Source organism: Malaciobacter pacificus (genome assembly GCF_004214795.1).
Lineage (GTDB): Bacteria > Campylobacterota > Campylobacteria > Campylobacterales > Arcobacteraceae > Malaciobacter_A > Malaciobacter_A pacificus.
Genome location: NZ_CP035928.1, coordinates 1,249,579 through 1,266,530, shown reverse-complemented (window position 1 = coordinate 1,266,530; position 16,952 = coordinate 1,249,579). Strand labels below are relative to the sequence as shown.

Sequence of the window (16,952 nt, the reverse complement as noted above, 5' to 3'; positions counted from 1 at the left end):
ATAAAAATACTTAAATAATTCATAAGTATCTTTTTATGTTATAATCTTAATTATGCAAGTTTTAAATAATTCACTATTAAATATTTTACTTCCAAATGATAATAAAGCTTTAAAAGATGTATTAAAGCAAGCAGATACAAACACTTTAGAGCAGATGATAAATAATAAATCTGCAAATGTAAATGAAGTTATAAAAAATCTGTTTGAACAATTAAAAAATGGAAAAAGTAATAATAGTAATATTGAAAATATATTGAAAAACTCAAATGTTTTTAAAGAGTTAGGAAGTTTTAATAAAAATATTTCGAATCTACTTACAAACTTAGAGCAAAATAGCTCAAATCCTAAATTAGAGAACTTTAAAGGAATTATAGAAAATCTATTTAAAGATATCAAAGATTTAGATGCTACAAACTTAAAAGAACAAATCTCTAAAACTGGAATATTTTTAGAATCTAAAATAGCTCAAAATGGTAACTTACAAAACTCAAAACTACTAGATACACTTTTAAATCAAATACAAAATTTAATCAAAAATATTGATTCACCACAAACAAAAGTAATAAATCAACTTCTAACAGATCTTCAAAATCCAAATTTAAAAGCAAATGAACAACTAGTAAATTTAAAATCCCTATTAACAAATTTACAGACACTATCAAATAGTTTAAGTTCAAATGAAACACAAACTTTAAATAACTTAACAAATCAATTACAAAACTTAATAAAAGATTCATCACTAATAGAATCTAAAATACAAAATAATATCCCAATTTCTACTACAAAAGAGCAACTAAACACTCAAACAAAAGAGCTTTTAAATCAAATCAGAAATGAATTTATTCAAAATCCAAATTTATCAAACTCTAAAAATCTTATTTCACAAATGGATGATTTGATAAAAACCAATGATTTATTTAAACAAAATAGCAATTTTCTTGAGCCTAAAACAGTTTTAAATGCAATTGCAAATTCAACTGAATTAAAATCACTTAGTACAACTAATCAAAATATCTCAAATTTAGTACTAAATCTTAAAAATATTGTTGAAAATATTAGTACACTTGAAACAAAAGCTTTGAATCTTCAAAATATTACTGACCCCAAAAACACTCTTTTGCAAAATATTACTGAAACACTAAGTAATTTAAAAACTGAATTATCAAATATTAAAGGTGTTGATACAACAAATTTAAATCAATTAATTTCTAAACTAGATAATTTACAAAGTCTATTTTCAAAAATAGAGGTACAAAATAATCCTATACTTCAAAATCTTCAAACATTAAGTCAAGGTACTTTTTTAAGTAATTTTGCAAACAATTTAAATAGTTTACTTTTAAATTTAAAAGAGAGTCTAACTCAAAGTCAAGATAATCCTCAAAATTTAAATCTACAAAATGATTTACAAAAAAATATCACAAAAGTTGAAAATATTATAAGAGATGTTATAACAAATCCTAATATACTTAAAAATGATTTTTCAATGACTAATGATATGAAAAGTGTACTTTTACAACTAACTCAAGAATTAGCTAACAAAAGTGACCCTAATTCGCAAGAGATAATGAAACAAGTTGAAAGATTACTAACTCAAATTGATTTGCATCAATTAAATTCACTTAATTCTAATTCAAACTATGTTTATATTCCATTTTTTTGGGAAATGCTTGAAGATGGTAGTATAAATATGAAAAAAAGTGATGAAGAGAAGTTTTATTGTCAAATTAATTTAACATTAAAAGATAATGGAAAACTAGATTTGATGTTAGCACTTTATGATAATAATAAAATAGAGATAAATATGTATGCTCAAAGGGAGCATTTTAAAGATAAATTAAAAGAGAATATTCCTAAATTAAGACAGGCTTTAAATAGTGTTGATTTAATTCCTATTAGTATAAAACTTTATGATTTAAAAGAGGTACAAGAAGATAAAAAAACTCAGAAAACAAATATTTATTCAAATACCAACTTAAATGATGATTTAGATTTAGGTTTAAATATTAGGGTATAACATGGCAAATGAAAATAATCTAAATAATCAAAAAGCAGTTGCACTAAAATATGACATTCAAAGGGATAGTGCACCTGTAGTTACTGCAAAAGGACAAGGTGAAACCGCAAAAAACATCATAAAAATTGCCCAAGAAAATGAAATTCCTATAAAAAAAGATGAAGACCTAATAGAACTACTTTCGCAACTAGATATAGATAAAGAGATTCCTCCTAGCATGTTCAAAGCAGTAGCTGAAATATTTTCATTTATCTATGAAATGTCTAAAAACAAAGAAGAAATCAATAAAAAAATTGAAAATAAAGTATTTAATAAAGATTGATATTGATATAAGACTTTTTATAATATAATCCCTCAAATCAATAAAAGCACTAAAGTATGATGATACGAAACAACCTAGAAAACCCTATTTTCCTATATATATTATTAATTTTGATTGTAACAGTAAATACAATTTCATCAATTCATTTTTTATTAATTATGTTATCAGGGGTATTATTTAATGCATTTTATATTTGTTTAAAAAAAAGATATCTATACTCTTTATTTTTTGTAATAATTACTTTTTTATTTGTAGAAATCAACTCTGGACTAAAGCCATTTTCATTAGTTTTACTCTCTTTCTTTTTGTATGTATTTGTGATTCCCCAAACAGAAAGATTAGTTTCATTTAGTAGATTAAATAACTATTTACATATAGTCTTATTTTATATAGGAGTTTTTATAACTTGGGAACTAAACTTTGAAAATAGTGATGGAATTTCATTAATATTACTTATAAATATGTTTATTGATTTAATATTTTTTGGACTATTTATATGAATTACCGACTTAATATAATATTTTTACTAATTTTTGTGATTTTAATTACCCTACTTTCTAGAGTCTATTTTTTAAGTGTTAAATCTAATACTTACTATGAAGAACTATCTAAAAACAACTACATCAATAGAGTTTACAAAACACCTGTTAGAGGTGTAATTGAAGATAGAAATGGCAAAAAATTAGCTATTAATGAAATGGGATTTTCTGTTCTTATAAAACCTCATTTAAATTCATATAAAAATAAACAAAAACTAAATGAAGCAATAGATTTAATTGTAAAACATTTTCCTCAGTATGAAAAAGAAGAACTTATAAAAAAATACAGAAGGAATAATTCACCATATAATCATGATTTTGTAGAAGTTATAGATTATATTCCCTATGAAGATTTTTTTAAGAAATATACAATATTAGCTTCAAGGGATGAGATAAAAGTTGAATCATCTACTAAACGGTTTTATCCATATAAAGAAGTTGCATCTCATGTTGTGGGATATGTAGGGAAAGCTTCAAGAATAGATATAGTTAATAATGAAATATCTGCGCATAATGGAATAATAGGTAAAAATGGTTTAGAAAAATACTACAATGATAAGCTTCAAGGAACTATGGGATACAAAGATGTAAAAGTAAATGCTCTAAATGAAGAGATTGAAGTTTTAGATGAAAAAGAGCCATCAATTGATAATAGTATTAAAATATCATTAGATATAGAACTTCAAGAGTATATTCAAAAAGAGTTTAAACATAAAAGTGGTGCTGTTATTGTAATGGATACACATAATGGTGAACTATTAGCAGCTGCTTCTTTCCCAGAGTTTGATAATAATATTTTTGCAAGAGGAATTTCTGTAAAAGAGTGGAATGAAATGAGAAATGATCTTAATCATCCTTTTACAAATAAGCTTATAAATGGTCTTTATCCTCCTGGGTCTGTAATTAAAATGGGAGTTGCTTTATCATTTTTAGAAAATGGAATTGAAGAAGATTACACAGTTAATTGTTCAGGGTCTATTAGAATTGGGAATAGAAACTTTAGATGTTGGAAAACATGGGGACATGGTAAAGTTGATTTTAGAAAAGCTATTAGAGAAAGCTGTGATGATTTCTTCTATAAAGGTAGTTTAAGAGTTGGTATTGATAAAATCTCTACTACTTTGGATAAATTTGGATTTGGACAACAAACTGGTGTTGATCAAGTAAATGAGTTTTTTGGAATAAATCCAAACAAAGATTGGAAACAAAAAAAATATAAACAACCTTGGTATGTAGGGGAAACTGTTATTACATCTATTGGTCAAGGAAATATGCTAGTAACTCCTATGCAAATGGCAAGATATACAGCATATTTAGCAACAGGAAAACTTCCAAAACCACACTTTTATAAAGCTACCTATGAAGAGCCAAAAAAACTAGATGTGCCTGAAAAATATTTAAATATGATGAGACAAGGTATGTATGATGTAGGACATAATCCAAAAGGTACAGCATACAGATATATAAAAACAAAAGTAGATATCGCATCTAAAACAGGTACAGCACAAGTTGTAACTATTCCTCAATCTGAAAAAGTAAGAATGAAAGAGAGTGAGTTAAAATATTTCCAAAGATCTCACGCATGGCTTACAAGTTATGGTCCTTATAAAAACCCTAAATATGTTGTTACTGTTTTAGTAGAACATGGTGGACATGGAGGAGAAGCTGCTGGTGGAATTACTAGTAAAATCTATAATAAATTATATGAAATGGGCTATATAAAAAATACTAAATAGTATGATAATACCATTTTAAATATTTTTTAGATATTATATTTTTTAAATTTTTTGTAGGATTTTTTTTGAAGTTACTTCTAACACTATTAATATTTTCAATATCATTATTTGCAGAAGAGACTGCCGCACCTCCTATAGTTAACTTATCAGTAGCGGCTATTGACGATCCTACTCAGTTTGTAAAAACAATTAATATTGCTATTATATTAGCTTTATTAGTATTAGCTCCTAGTTTAATACTAATGGTTACTTCTTTTACAAGAATTATTATTGTATTTTCATTACTTAGACAAGCTATGGGTTTACAACAAACTCCACCTACTCAAATAGTAATCTCACTTGGTCTAATCATGACAATCTTTATCATGGAACCTTATGCTAAAAAATCATGGGAAAATGGTATAAAGCCATATATGGATGAACAAATCGGTTATGAGCTTGCATTTGAACAAGGAATTAAGCCATTTAAAGAGTTTATGATAAAAAATACTAGGGAAGATGATTTAGCACTATTTTATAGAATAAAAAAGGAAGAAAACCCCAAAAATATTGATGATGTTTCATTAACTATTTTAATGCCTGCATTTATTGTTTCAGAACTAAGAACTGCCTTTGAAATTGGATTTTTAATATTCTTACCATTTTTAGTAATTGATATTATTGTAGCTTCAATTTTAATGTCATTGGGTATGATGATGCTACCACCTGTTATGATATCCTTACCTATTAAAATCATTTTCTTTATTGTGATTGATGGTTGGCAGTTGATTATTGGGAATTTAGCTCAATCATTTAAGTGACGGGGTTTGTAAAGGTTTTGTAATCAATTTTAACTATATAATATAGTTGTAAAAGATTTAGCTTATGAAGTTGGAGCAAAAGTAATAGTGGATTAGATGCTCCTAATATTGGCATAATGTGGTAATACAAGAAGGGGTGATTAGTCCCTTCTATGTCACTTCTAATACAATTTAACCACAAATATGCAGAGTATTAAAAGAAGTATTACCAGTTTAAATGTCATTGATATTCCTTTAAAACAGCACTCCCACCCTTTAATCTGCTACACAACCCACAGACATAAAAAAAGGCAGAGCCGAAACCCTGCCTCTTTCTAACTGTGCTATTCAAATGGGGTAATCAATCCCATATTGGAATAACTCAATGACATTTATAATCGCATTATAACTAAACAAAAATTACAAGTCAATTCTATGTTTATTTAGATTACATCAAGTTAGAGAAAACAGCTTTTTATTAGATATTAACATCTACAAATAATTAGCATAAGCATAAAAATAATTTAAAATCATCTTTTTTATTGTGATTGATGCTTGTTAGTTAAGTGATGGGGTTAAAAGTTCACACACTGGTATTTCTAAAACTTTTGAGATTTTATATAAGTGAACTAAGTTAAAATGTTCTCCATTTTTTCTTATTTCCATTCTTCCAAAATAAGAGGCACTAGAATAACCAATTTCAGTAGCCAGTTTTAGTTGACTATATCCTTTTTCTTTTCTAGCTTTTACTACATTTGCTGAAATTAAATCTAAAAATTCATTTGCTTCATTATCTAAATAATCTACCAATTTTAACACCTTATATAGTGTTTTATTTTATATAATTAGTATTTTTTATAGCAACCATATATATAGTGTTATTTAATAAATGTAAATTTAATATTTTTTTCTAAAATTATTATTGATTATTTTATTAGTAAGAAGCCTACAAGTCTGCATCTAAACTATTATTAAATCTAAAATTATTTTTGACACTTTTATGACACAAAAAATGAGTCATTTCTGAGTCATTTGCTTGCTATAATTTTGTTATTAAATTTAAAGGAAAATAAATGAAAAGATTAAACTCTTTAATACTATCAACAATAACAGCAGGATTTTTAGTAGGTTGTGGAGGTGGAGGTTCATCTTCTGGTGCTCCTTTAGCTACAACTGGTACATTGATTGATAATATTATTTCTGGTGTTAAATATGTAAATGGAACAGATACTGGATATACTGATTCAAATGGTAATTTCCCTTATACATCTGGTTTAGTTGAGTTTTATTTAGGAGATATTAAACTAGGTGAATTAAACTCTATGACTAGTGATAATAAAGTATTTATTCAAGATATTATAGGAATTGATAGAACTAATACTACTGATAATAAATTACTTAAAATAGCTGGTTTATTACAATCTCTAGATTCTGATTCTAGTACTGATGAAATTGAAATTAATTCATCAGATTTTACTAAATTTGAAAATACAAATAAAACAATTGACGATTTAAATATAAGTACAATTTTAACATCAAATGGTTTTAGTGTTAAAACTCCTGAAGAAGTTAGAGCACATATAATAAATTCTCAAAAACAACATGGGGTTATTAGTGATATGACTGCTATAGAATTAGTTAGTAGTTCTATTACAAATGGACAAACAGGTGTTTCTACAAATGCATCAATTGTTCTAACATTTTCAGAAGATATCCCTAAACAATATTTAACAAATGAGTATTTTAGATTAGTTGACTATCCAAGTGGAAATGATATTGAATTAACAATAGAAGGAGATAAAGATAGTGTTACAATAAAACCTATAAACAATTTTTCATATTCACAATCTTTAGAGTTTACTGTAAGCTCAAAGTTAAAGGATTTTGCAGGTAATTCTTTAGTAAATAATGGTGGGAACACTGATGTTTTAATAGAGTTTTTAGTTGAGGATGAAGTAGATATAACAGCACCTATTATTTCAAATAGTTCAACAATTAATATAGATGAAAATCAAACAACTGCATTTACAATAAATGCCACTGATAATTCATCAAGTTTAATATATTCAATTAGTGGAACAGATGCAGATTTATTTAATATAGATTCAACAACAGGAGAGATTACTTTTAAAGCAGCACCTGATTATGAAACAAAAAACTCATATGTAATAATTGTTAAAGCAGTAGATACTTCAAATAATAGCACTTCAAAAGAGATTACAATAAGTATTAATGATATTTATGAGCCAGATGTTACAGCTCCTGTATTTACAGATCTTCCACCAGAATTAGGAATGCATTCAGGAGTAAATGAAAATGATACTACATTTAGTGTAACAATTACAGCCACTGATGAATCTGAAATCACATATAGTTTAACTGGAGTTGATGCAAGTTATTTTAATATAGATTCTACAACAGGAGAGATTACATTTAAAGCAGCCCCTGATTATGAAACAAAAGACTATTATGAAATATATGTAGTAGCTACAGATTCTTCTAATAATAGTTCACAATCAGGAATAATTGGTATTCAAGTTATTGATGTTTATGAAAACACTGTCCCAAGTGAAAATATATCTTTAGATGATTATAGTAATACTCAATCAAGTGCAACAGAAGTATCTCTTAATACAACAACTACTGGTAGTTTAGAACTTAGTGATGATATTGATTATTTAAAATTTGAATTAACTGAACAAACTACTATTTCAATTGAAGCATTAACTACTCTTAATCTAGCTAATTATGAAATTTATAAACAAGGTTTATCTAATAAAATATTTGATAGTTCTTTTAATAATAATTCTACAAAAATTGATAATTTAACTCTTGATTCTGGAGTTTACTATATTAAAATTTATTCTATTTTAAATTACTTAACTGACTATCAAATAGCTATAAAAGGTTCTTCAGGTATTGTTAATCATGATGATTATAGTAATACTCAATCAAGTGCAGCAGAAGTATCTCTTAATACAACAACTACTGGTAGTTTAGAACTTAGTGATGATATTGATTATTTAAAATTTGAATTAACTGAACAAACTACTATTTCAATTGAAGCATTAACTACTCTTAATCTAGCTAATTATGAAATTTATAAACAAGGTTTATCTAATAAAATATTTGATAGTTCTTTTAATAATAATTCTACAAAAATTGATAATTTAACTCTTGATTCTGGAGTTTACTATATTAAAATTTATTCTATTTTAAATTACTTAACTGACTATCAAATAGCTATAAAAGGTTCTTCAGGTATTGTTAATCATGATGATTATAGTAATACTCAATCAAGTGCAGCAGAAGTATCTCTTAATACAACAACTACTGGTAGTTTAGAACTTAGTGATGATATTGATTATTTAAAATTTGAATTAGCTGAACAAACTACTATTTCAATTGAAGCATTAACTACTCTTAATCTAGCTAATTATGAAATTTATAAACAAGGTTTATCTAATAAAATATTTGATAGTTCTTTTAATAATAATTCTACAAAAATTGATAATTTAACTCTTGATTCTGGAGTTTACTATATTAAAATTTATTCTATTTTAAATTACTTAACTGACTATCAAATAGCTATAAAAGGTTCTTCAGGTATTGTTAATCATGATGATTATAGTAATACTCAATCAAGTGCAGCAGAAGTATCTCTTAATACAACAACTACTGGTAGTTTAGAACTTAGTGATGATATTGATTATTTAAAATTTGAATTAGCTGAACAAACTACTATTTCAATTGAAGCATTAACTACTCTTAATCTAGCTAATTATGAAATTTATAAACAAGGTTTATCTAATAAAATATTTGATAGTTCTTTTAATAATAATTCTACAAAAATTGATAATTTAACTCTTGATTCTGGAGTTTACTATATTAAAATTTATTCTATTTTAAATTACTTAACTGACTATCAAATAGCTATAAAAGGTTCTTCAGGTATTGTTAATCATGATGATTATAGTAATACTCAATCAAGTGCAGCAGAAGTATCTCTTAATACAACAACTACTGGTAGTTTAGAACTTAGTGATGATATTGATTATTTAAAATTTGAATTAACTGAACAAACTACTATTTCAATTGAAGCATTAACTACTCTTAATCTAGCTAATTATGAAATTTATAAACAAGGTTTATCTAATAAAATATTTGATAGTTCTTTTAATAATAATTCTACAAAAATTGATAATTTAACTCTTGATTCTGGAGTTTACTATATTAAAATTTATTCTATTTTAAATTACTTAACTGACTATCAAATAGCTATAAAAGGTTCTTCAGGTATTGTTAATCATGATGATTATAGTAATACTCAATCAAGTGCAGCAGAAGTATCTCTTAATACAACAACTACTGGTAGTTTAGAACTTAGTGATGATATTGATTATTTAAAATTTGAATTAACTGAACAAACTACTATTTCAATTGAAGCATTAACTACTCTTAATCTAGCTAATTATGAAATTTATAAACAAGGTTTATCTAATAAAATATTTGATAGTTCTTTTAATAATAATTCTACAAAAATTGATAATTTAACTCTTGATTCTGGAGTTTACTATATTAAAATTTATTCTATTTTAAATTACTTAACTGACTATCAAATAGCTATAAAAGTAGCTAATTAAACTTAAAAGCAGAATTCTTCTGCTTTTAAAAAATCATTACTATATTACTTACTGTAAAAAGCACCTACTTTGAGACTAAATTTTTATTATTAAAAAATAATAAAATTATATATTTATTTAAGCTTACTTATAATAATATTATTTATTATTTTTAAGAAAAGGAAGAAAATGATTAAATATATATTTATAAGTACTATTATGAGTTCTATTTTATTAGCTGCAGTGAGTGTTCAAGATGGTATAAGTGCCCTTGATAAAAAAAACTATGAAAAAGCTTATTCAATTTTTATGAAATCTTGCAAACTTAAAAACCCTGGTGCTTGTTATAATTTAGCTGTTATGTATGATTTTGGAATGGGTATAAAAAAAGAGAAAGAAAAAGCTATTGAATTATATGAAATGTCTTGTAAAAATGGAATAGTAAATGCTTGTTTTAATTTAGGAGTTATCTATGATAAAGGTGAGTCTAGCTCGAAAAATATCAATAAAGCAATTAAATATTATTCAATTGCATGTGAAAAAGGAAACTATAGATCATGTTACAATATTGCTGCTGTATATTTAAATGGTCAAAAAATAAAAAAAGATTATCATAAAGCAAAAATATACTTTAATAAAGCATGTAATGATTTATATAAAAAAGGGTGTAAAAACTATAAGATTTTAGTTGATAAAGGTTACTAAAAAACAAATTTATAAATTATAACATATTCTTATAAGTCTTTTTAATATTTTTTTGTATAATATTAAACAAACCTACTATAGGAAGGGCTATGCATAAGATTTATTTATCATTATTATTAGCATCACTTACTTATTCTCAAACTATAAGTTTTGATGAAGCTTTAGATATGACACTAAAAAATAATAAAGATTTAAAAAACCAAAAACTACAAATAGAAAATTCAAAATTAGATATTAAAAGTGTTGATTCATTTTCATATGGGAAATTAGCACTAAGTGAAGAAATATCAAGAACAAACCACCCTGGATATGTATTTAATTCTAAACTATCTTCTAGGGAGGCTAGTTTTAATGACTTTGGAGCATTACAATTTCAAACACCTGCTGATATAAATGTAATTCCAGATAATCTAAATAATCCAGACACTAGAAACAACTTTAATACAAAAGTAACATATGATATTCCACTTTTTACTGGATTTAAACTATCAAATCAAAAAGATATTTTAAAACTTCAACAAAAAGCCCAAGAACTAAAATATAATCTAAATGAAAAAGAGTTATCTTACGAAGTTTTAAAAGCTTACAATGGTGCTGTTGTAGCAAAAGAGTTTATAAATGCCACTCAAAAAGCAAAAGAAGCCATAGAACTAGTTGTAAAAGGTGCAACTGCATTTCATAATGAAGGCTTAGTAACAAAAATAGATGTAAAACAAGCAAAAGTACATAAACTAAATGTAAACTCTCACTTAATAGAAGCACAAAATAAATTTGAATTAGCATTAGCGTATCTTAGATTTCTAACTTCAAATGATGAAATAAAAGATGTTAAAGATTTAAAAAATATCTCAAATGGAGAATATGATTTAGAAAGATTATATAAAGTTGCACTAAAAAATAGAGATGAAGTAAAAATGCAAGATATTCAAAAAAATGCTTTAAAAAAGAGTATTGATGTTGCAAATGCTGAATATTATCCAAATATTTATACTCATTTAGAGTATGGTTTTAATGATGATAAATTTACACTTGATAGTGACAAAGATTACTATATGGCTATGCTTGGAGTTAATTTTACACTATTTGATGCAAATAGAAGTGTACAAAAAGAGAAATCAAAAATAGAGTATCAAAAAGCAACTATAAATGATGAAAAACTAAAAGATGCTATCAAATTAGAATTAAACAATGCGATACTTACTTTAAAAGCAAAAGAGAAAATATTAAAAGAAAAACTTGAAGCTAAAAATTTAGCAAGTGAAGTTTTTGAACAATCAAAACTAATGTATAAAAATCACTTGATTCCAATGACAAGTCTATTAGAACAAGAAGCAAATCTTAGAAATAATGAAGCTCAACTAATAGTAGCAAAATATGAAAAATCACTTGCACTTGCAAAATTAAAATTAGTATTAGGAAACAAACTATGATAAAAAAACTATTAGCTATAACTGCCCTATCTCTAAGCCTATTCTCTCAAGAAATAGAATTATCAGGAACAGTTATTTCAGATAATGAAAAAGTAATAAGTTCTAGAAATATGGGATTTGTAAAAAATGTATATGTGAGTGAAGGTTCTTTTGTAAAAAAAGGAGAACTTCTTTATGAGATTGATTCATCAAATATGGATTCAAATAAAAAAGAGATTTTATTAAATCTTCAAATTCAACAAAACCAATTAAATAATATTCAAACAAACTATAATAGATACAAAAGATTATATGCACAAGATTTAGTTCCAAAATATGATGTAGAACAATTAGAATTAAATCTAATGAATACAAAAAATATGATTGCCATTACAAATGCTAAATTAAAAGAGATAAATACTCAATATGATTATTTAAAAATCAAAGCTCCAAATGATGGTTTAGTTATCAAAAAATCAATCAAAGCTGGGGAAATGGCAATGCCAAGTGTTCCAGCTATTATTCTTTCAGATTTAACTAGTTTAAAAATTAAAACAGATATTAGTGAATCAAATTTAAATAGTGTAAAAGTTGGTGATGATGTAAAAGTTTCAATCCCATCGATTAACTTTGAGACAAATGGAAAAATAGAATCCATCATTCCAAATGTAAATACAACAACTCACTCATTTACACTAAAAATTAGTTTTAATAAAGGTGATAAGACTATTTATCCAGGTATGTATTCAAAACTTTTATTAGATATTAAATAGGTGAATTTATGATAAATGAACAAGAATTTTCACATAAAATTGATAAAAAAAATCAAAATATTGCTGGTCGTCTTGCAAGTGGTTTTATAGAACATCCATTAACACTTATTTTAGGAATGTTTATACTTGCCCTTGGATACATCTCACTTGTATTTATGCCAAGGGAAGAAAATCCACAAATAAAAGTAAGTGGAGGAGCTGTTATTGTTGCACTTCCAGGAGCAAAACCAAGTGAAATTCAAAAGGTGATTATTGAACCATTAGAGAAAAAAATAAAAGAAATCAAAGGTGTTGAACATATCTACTCTTATGCAAAAGATTCTGTAGGAATTGTACAAGCTCAATACTATATTGGTCAAGATAAAGAGGAATCAAATCTAAAACTGTACGATCAAGTTATGAGAAATATGGATTTAATGCCCCGTGGGGCAATGCAACCTATTATTAAAACTATGGATATTGATACAGATATTCCAATTGCTACTATTGCATTTTATTCAGCAAAAAAAGACGGAGTTGACTTAGTATCTCAAACAACTTTATACAATGAAGTAAATAAGATTACAAAAGAGATAAATAAGATTGATAATGTAGCACTTGTGGATTTAAAGGGTGAAAAAAAAGAGCAATACAATATATTAGTTGATTCAAATAAACTATCAGCTTATAATTTATCTTTAGGACAAGTTATGAAACAGATTCAATCACTTTCATACAAAACTCCAAATATCACTGGAAATACTAAAGATAATTCAATCGTAGTATTTGGAATTAAACAAGCTATTCAAAGTGCTAAAGATATTGAAAATATAATCATCTCATATAATTTTGGTGTTCCTGTATATCTAAAAGATATTGCAAATGTAACAAGAGATTATGATATTCAAAATAAAAAAGAAGCCTTACTTTATCAAAAAGATAAAAATGGTGAATTTGAAGAGATTGAACAACTTACAATGACTGTATCAAAACTAAAAGGTGCAAACTCTGTTGTTATCAATGAAAAAGTATTTGAATATATGGATAGCATCAAAGAAGAGTTACTTTCACAAAACATCAAATATACAATCACAAGAGATGATGGATACACTGCAAACAATGCAGTAAATAGTTTGGTTCAAAACTTACTTATTTCTATTGTGATTATAGCAATTTTACTTATCTTTACACTTGGATTTAAAGAAGCAATGATAGTTTCACTAGCAGTTCCTATGATTTTATCATTAACACTATTTATAGGATTTATGATTGATGAGACTGTAAATAGAATTACTCTATTTGCACTTATTGTAAGTCTTGGAATGTTAGTAGATGCTGCAATTATAGTAATTGAAAACATTCACCGACACAGACAAATGAGTTTAGATGCTGATATAAAAGTAATTTCAATAAACGCTACAAATGAAATAGGAAATGCTACAAATATTGCAACGATTGCAATTATTATGACATTTATTCCTATGTTCTTTGTTGGTGGAATGATGGGACAATTTATGCACCCTCTTCCGGTATTTATACCAATATCACTTGTTGCTTCGCTTTTTGTAGCTTATGCATTTATGCCATATTTTGTTAAGAAATTTTTATAGGATTAAGTGATGAAATTAGAAAAATTTATATTAAGTATTTTAAATAGTAAATCAAAATCACTGATGGTTTATCTTATCACTTTAGTTCTATTTTTACTTTCAGTAGCCACGTTCCCAACTGAAATAGTAAAAGCGAAGATGCTACCAAGTAAAGACTCTGATACATTCTCTGTGTATGTTGATTTAAAAGATGGCTCAAGTATAAATCAAACAAAAGAGCTAACTAGATGTATCTCAAATGAATTACAGAAAAATGAAAATGTAACTAATATCTCAGTATTTTTAGGTGAAGGTCAACCTTTAGATTTTGCAGCACTTGTAAAACAAAGTGCCCTAAAAGATAAAGAGTCACAAGCTGAAATCATGGTGAATATAAAAAGAGCTGAAAATAGAGATATCACAAGTTATAATCTAGTATCAAAACTTAGAAAAAATATCCAAGAAATTTGTACAAAATATGAAGCTACAATCAAATTAATCGAACTTCCAGCAGGTCCTCCCGTACTTGCTTCAATAGTTGCAGAGATTTATGGTGGAAATAGTTTTGAAAGTAGAAGAGATTTTTCGCAAAAAATAGCAAAAATACTAGAAAAACAAGCAACTTTAGTTGATATTGATGTTATGGCTGATGATGATTATAAAATGTATGAATTAGAACTAGATAACAATAAAGCTATAAAAAGTGGTGTTAGTTTAGAGCAAATCAAAAATATACTATTTTTAGCTTATGAAGGTATGGAAATTTCTGTTATAAATGAAAACAAAGCAGAGAGTCAAATCCCAATTTTCCTAAGACTTGATGATAGTAGACTCTTAAATAAATCTTCAAAAGAAGATTTAATAAACAGACTTCAAACTCTAAAAGTAATAAACAATCAAGGCTTTACAGTAAGTATTTCAGAGTTTGTTAGTGTTAAAGAGACTATAAAAGAACCAACAATAACTTCTAAAAATTTAAATCAAATGATAAATGTAATAGCAGAAACTGATAAAGATAGCCAAATCTATCCCCTACTTGATGCAAGAGCTGATATGTTTGATGAACTATCAAATGATTATAAAGTAGTTAAAACAAATATGCTAAATCTAGCTTTTGTAGATAAAAAGTCAAATGAGAGATTTGAACTTATTTTTGATGGAGAGCTAAAAGTAACTTTAGATACATTTAGAGACTTAGGAGGGGCATTTATCATTGCACTTGTATTAATTTTCTTTTTAATGGTAATGTATTATAAAAGTTTTGCAATTTCTGGTGGTATTGTACTAGCTAGTTTTGTCTCTATCATTGGAGTTATATTTGCTCACATTATTATGGATTTAATTACTGCTGATACTTTTTATCTAACAGCAACTTCACTTATTGGATTTATTGGGCTAATTGGAATTAATTCAAGAAACTCTACACTAATAATAGATTTTTCAAAACAGTTAGTTAATGAAAATGGAATGGGAATAAATGAAGCTATTGCAAGAGCCACTGCAACTAGATCAAAACCTATTATTCTAACAGTTTTAACTATGGTATTTGCTTCATCATTACTTGCTACTGATGCAGTATTTGGAGGGCTTGGTGTTGCACTTATTGGTGGAACTTTAATCTCTTATGTGGTTTCAATGTTCTTTGTACCAGTAATTATCAAAAATCAATTAAAAAAGGTTTTATAAAATTAAAAAATATATAAAAGAGATTATTAAATACTCAATCATAATAATAGTAGCTTTAAATGTTGTAAGCTTTTATAAAGCACAAGATTTAAATAAAGAGAAGTTTCCATACGATTCATTTACATTAATTAATGATTCAAAATATATTTTAGATGACTCAAAACCAACTTTAGTATATTTTTGGGCCACGTGGTGTCCTGTTTGTAAATTTCAGTCACCTAATATTGAATCTCTTTCAAAGGATTATCAAGTTATAACAATAGCTAGTCAGTCTGGTTCTAAAGAAAAAATAGAAGAGTATTTAAAAGAAAACAAGTTTACTTTTAACGTTATTGATGATATTTATAATGATTTTGCATACAGATTTAATATAAAAACTTATCCTACTACATTAATTTATGATAAAAATGGAAATTTAAAGTTTAGTGATGTAGGATATACTTCTAGTTTTAGTTTGAAACTGAAACTATGGTGGGCTAAATAATTTTTTAAAGGAAAATACAAATGAGTTTTGAAGAACAAGGATTTTTTGATAAAGTTTACCATAGAAATGGAAAGCTATATAAAAAAGTTACAAAAGATAGTATTCAAGAGATGATTGATGTTGTAAATTGTAAATCATTTTCAAATAAAGACTTACTAATTGTTGATATAACAGATGAAAAAATCAGGGATTATAGAAAGATGTTAGAAAAACTTGAATCTGATAATATTGAAGATTTATCAGTGAAACTTGATCATTTAAAATATAAAGTATATTTAAGACTAAAACTAAAAAACTAATAAAAAATTATAA

The 16,952-nt window shown here is 25.8% G+C and carries 12 protein-coding genes and 1 pseudogene; 12 read left to right on the top strand and 1 reads right to left on the bottom strand.

Features of this window, described 5'->3' with window-relative positions; genetic code table 11:
* Nucleotides 1-52: 52 nt before the first annotated feature.
* The 5 genes from fliK (at nt 53) to fliP (ending at nt 5,414) form a co-directional block, all read left to right on the top strand.
* Nucleotides 53-2,017 (top strand): flagellar hook-length control protein FliK, encoded by a 1,965-nt coding sequence (gene fliK / locus APAC_RS06395; RefSeq protein ID WP_130233320.1) that lies wholly within the window; start codon nt 53-55, stop codon nt 2,015-2,017.
* A 1-nt stretch (nt 2,018) separates the two neighbouring features.
* Complete coding sequence (locus tag APAC_RS06390; protein WP_130233319.1) at nt 2,019-2,339, top strand: EscU/YscU/HrcU family type III secretion system export apparatus switch protein; 321 nt, start codon at nt 2,019-2,021, stop codon at nt 2,337-2,339.
* A gap of 56 nt (nt 2,340-2,395) precedes the next feature.
* Nucleotides 2,396-2,839 (top strand): hypothetical protein, encoded by a 444-nt coding sequence (locus APAC_RS06385; protein WP_170170129.1) that lies wholly within the window; start codon nt 2,396-2,398, stop codon nt 2,837-2,839.
* The gene (gene mrdA, locus APAC_RS06380) at nt 2,836-4,614 is read left to right on the top strand and encodes a penicillin-binding protein 2 (RefSeq protein WP_130233318.1); all 1,779 of its coding nucleotides are present in this window, start codon (nt 2,836-2,838) and stop codon (nt 4,612-4,614) included. The genes APAC_RS06385 and mrdA overlap by 4 nt, the downstream gene beginning before the upstream one ends.
* Nucleotides 4,615-4,679: 65 nt before the next feature.
* Entirely contained in the window at nt 4,680-5,414 is a 735-nt protein-coding gene (gene fliP / locus APAC_RS06375; protein ID WP_130233317.1) for a flagellar type III secretion system pore protein FliP, read from the top strand.
* Nucleotides 5,415-5,951: 537 nt separating this feature from the next.
* On the opposite strand, the gene APAC_RS06370 is transcribed toward fliP, so the two are convergent.
* On the bottom strand, nt 5,952-6,212 hold the full coding sequence (locus tag APAC_RS06370; RefSeq protein ID WP_228255964.1) for a helix-turn-helix domain-containing protein: 261 nt from the start codon (nt 6,210-6,212) through the stop codon (nt 5,952-5,954).
* 254 nt (nt 6,213-6,466) lie between these two features.
* Between APAC_RS06370 and APAC_RS06365 the strand changes: the two genes are divergently transcribed.
* The 7 genes and pseudogenes from APAC_RS06365 (at nt 6,467) to APAC_RS06330 (ending at nt 16,939) form a co-directional block, all read left to right on the top strand.
* Nucleotides 6,467-10,036 carry a cadherin domain-containing protein gene (locus tag APAC_RS06365; protein WP_130233315.1) on the top strand — a complete coding sequence of 1,190 codons (3,570 nt, stop codon included), beginning with the start codon at nt 6,467-6,469 and terminating at the stop codon, nt 10,034-10,036.
* 168 nt (nt 10,037-10,204) lie between these two features.
* The gene (locus APAC_RS06360; RefSeq protein WP_130233314.1) at nt 10,205-10,720 is read left to right on the top strand and encodes a tetratricopeptide repeat protein; all 516 of its coding nucleotides are present in this window, start codon (nt 10,205-10,207) and stop codon (nt 10,718-10,720) included.
* Nucleotides 10,721-10,809: 89 nt separating this feature from the next.
* Entirely contained in the window at nt 10,810-12,150 is a 1,341-nt protein-coding gene (locus APAC_RS06355; RefSeq protein ID WP_130233313.1) for a TolC family protein, read from the top strand.
* On the top strand, nt 12,147-12,902 hold the full coding sequence (locus tag APAC_RS06350; RefSeq protein WP_308738329.1) for an efflux RND transporter periplasmic adaptor subunit: 756 nt from the start codon (nt 12,147-12,149) through the stop codon (nt 12,900-12,902). Before APAC_RS06355 ends, APAC_RS06350 begins: the two co-directional genes overlap by 4 nt.
* A gap of 8 nt (nt 12,903-12,910) precedes the next feature.
* A pseudogene (locus tag APAC_RS13350) lies at nt 12,911-16,156 on the top strand (efflux RND transporter permease subunit).
* A gap of 145 nt (nt 16,157-16,301) precedes the next feature.
* Nucleotides 16,302-16,640 carry a redoxin domain-containing protein gene (locus tag APAC_RS13535; protein ID WP_371868583.1) on the top strand — a complete coding sequence of 113 codons (339 nt, stop codon included), beginning with the start codon at nt 16,302-16,304 and terminating at the stop codon, nt 16,638-16,640.
* A 20-nt stretch (nt 16,641-16,660) separates the two neighbouring features.
* Nucleotides 16,661-16,939 (top strand): hypothetical protein, encoded by a 279-nt coding sequence (locus tag APAC_RS06330; protein ID WP_130233310.1) that lies wholly within the window; start codon nt 16,661-16,663, stop codon nt 16,937-16,939.
* Nucleotides 16,940-16,952: the final 13 nt, after the last annotated feature.

Excerpts from the sequence above, each read along its gene's own strand:
- fliK (WP_130233320.1), top strand. The coding sequence starts at position 53 with ATGCAAGTTTTAAATAATTCACTATTAAATATTTTACTTCCAAATGAT.
- APAC_RS06390 (WP_130233319.1), top strand. The coding sequence starts at position 2,019 with ATGGCAAATGAAAATAATCTAAATAATCAAAAAGCAGTTGCACTAAAA.
- APAC_RS06385 (WP_170170129.1), top strand. The coding sequence starts at position 2,396 with ATGATGATACGAAACAACCTAGAAAACCCTATTTTCCTATATATATTA.
- mrdA (WP_130233318.1), top strand. The coding sequence starts at position 2,836 with ATGAATTACCGACTTAATATAATATTTTTACTAATTTTTGTGATTTTA.
- APAC_RS06365 (WP_130233315.1), top strand. The coding sequence starts at position 6,467 with ATGAAAAGATTAAACTCTTTAATACTATCAACAATAACAGCAGGATTT.
- APAC_RS06360 (WP_130233314.1), top strand. The coding sequence starts at position 10,205 with ATGATTAAATATATATTTATAAGTACTATTATGAGTTCTATTTTATTA.
- APAC_RS06355 (WP_130233313.1), top strand. The coding sequence starts at position 10,810 with ATGCATAAGATTTATTTATCATTATTATTAGCATCACTTACTTATTCT.
- APAC_RS06350 (WP_308738329.1), top strand. The coding sequence starts at position 12,147 with ATGATAAAAAAACTATTAGCTATAACTGCCCTATCTCTAAGCCTATTC.
- APAC_RS06330 (WP_130233310.1), top strand. The coding sequence starts at position 16,661 with ATGAGTTTTGAAGAACAAGGATTTTTTGATAAAGTTTACCATAGAAAT.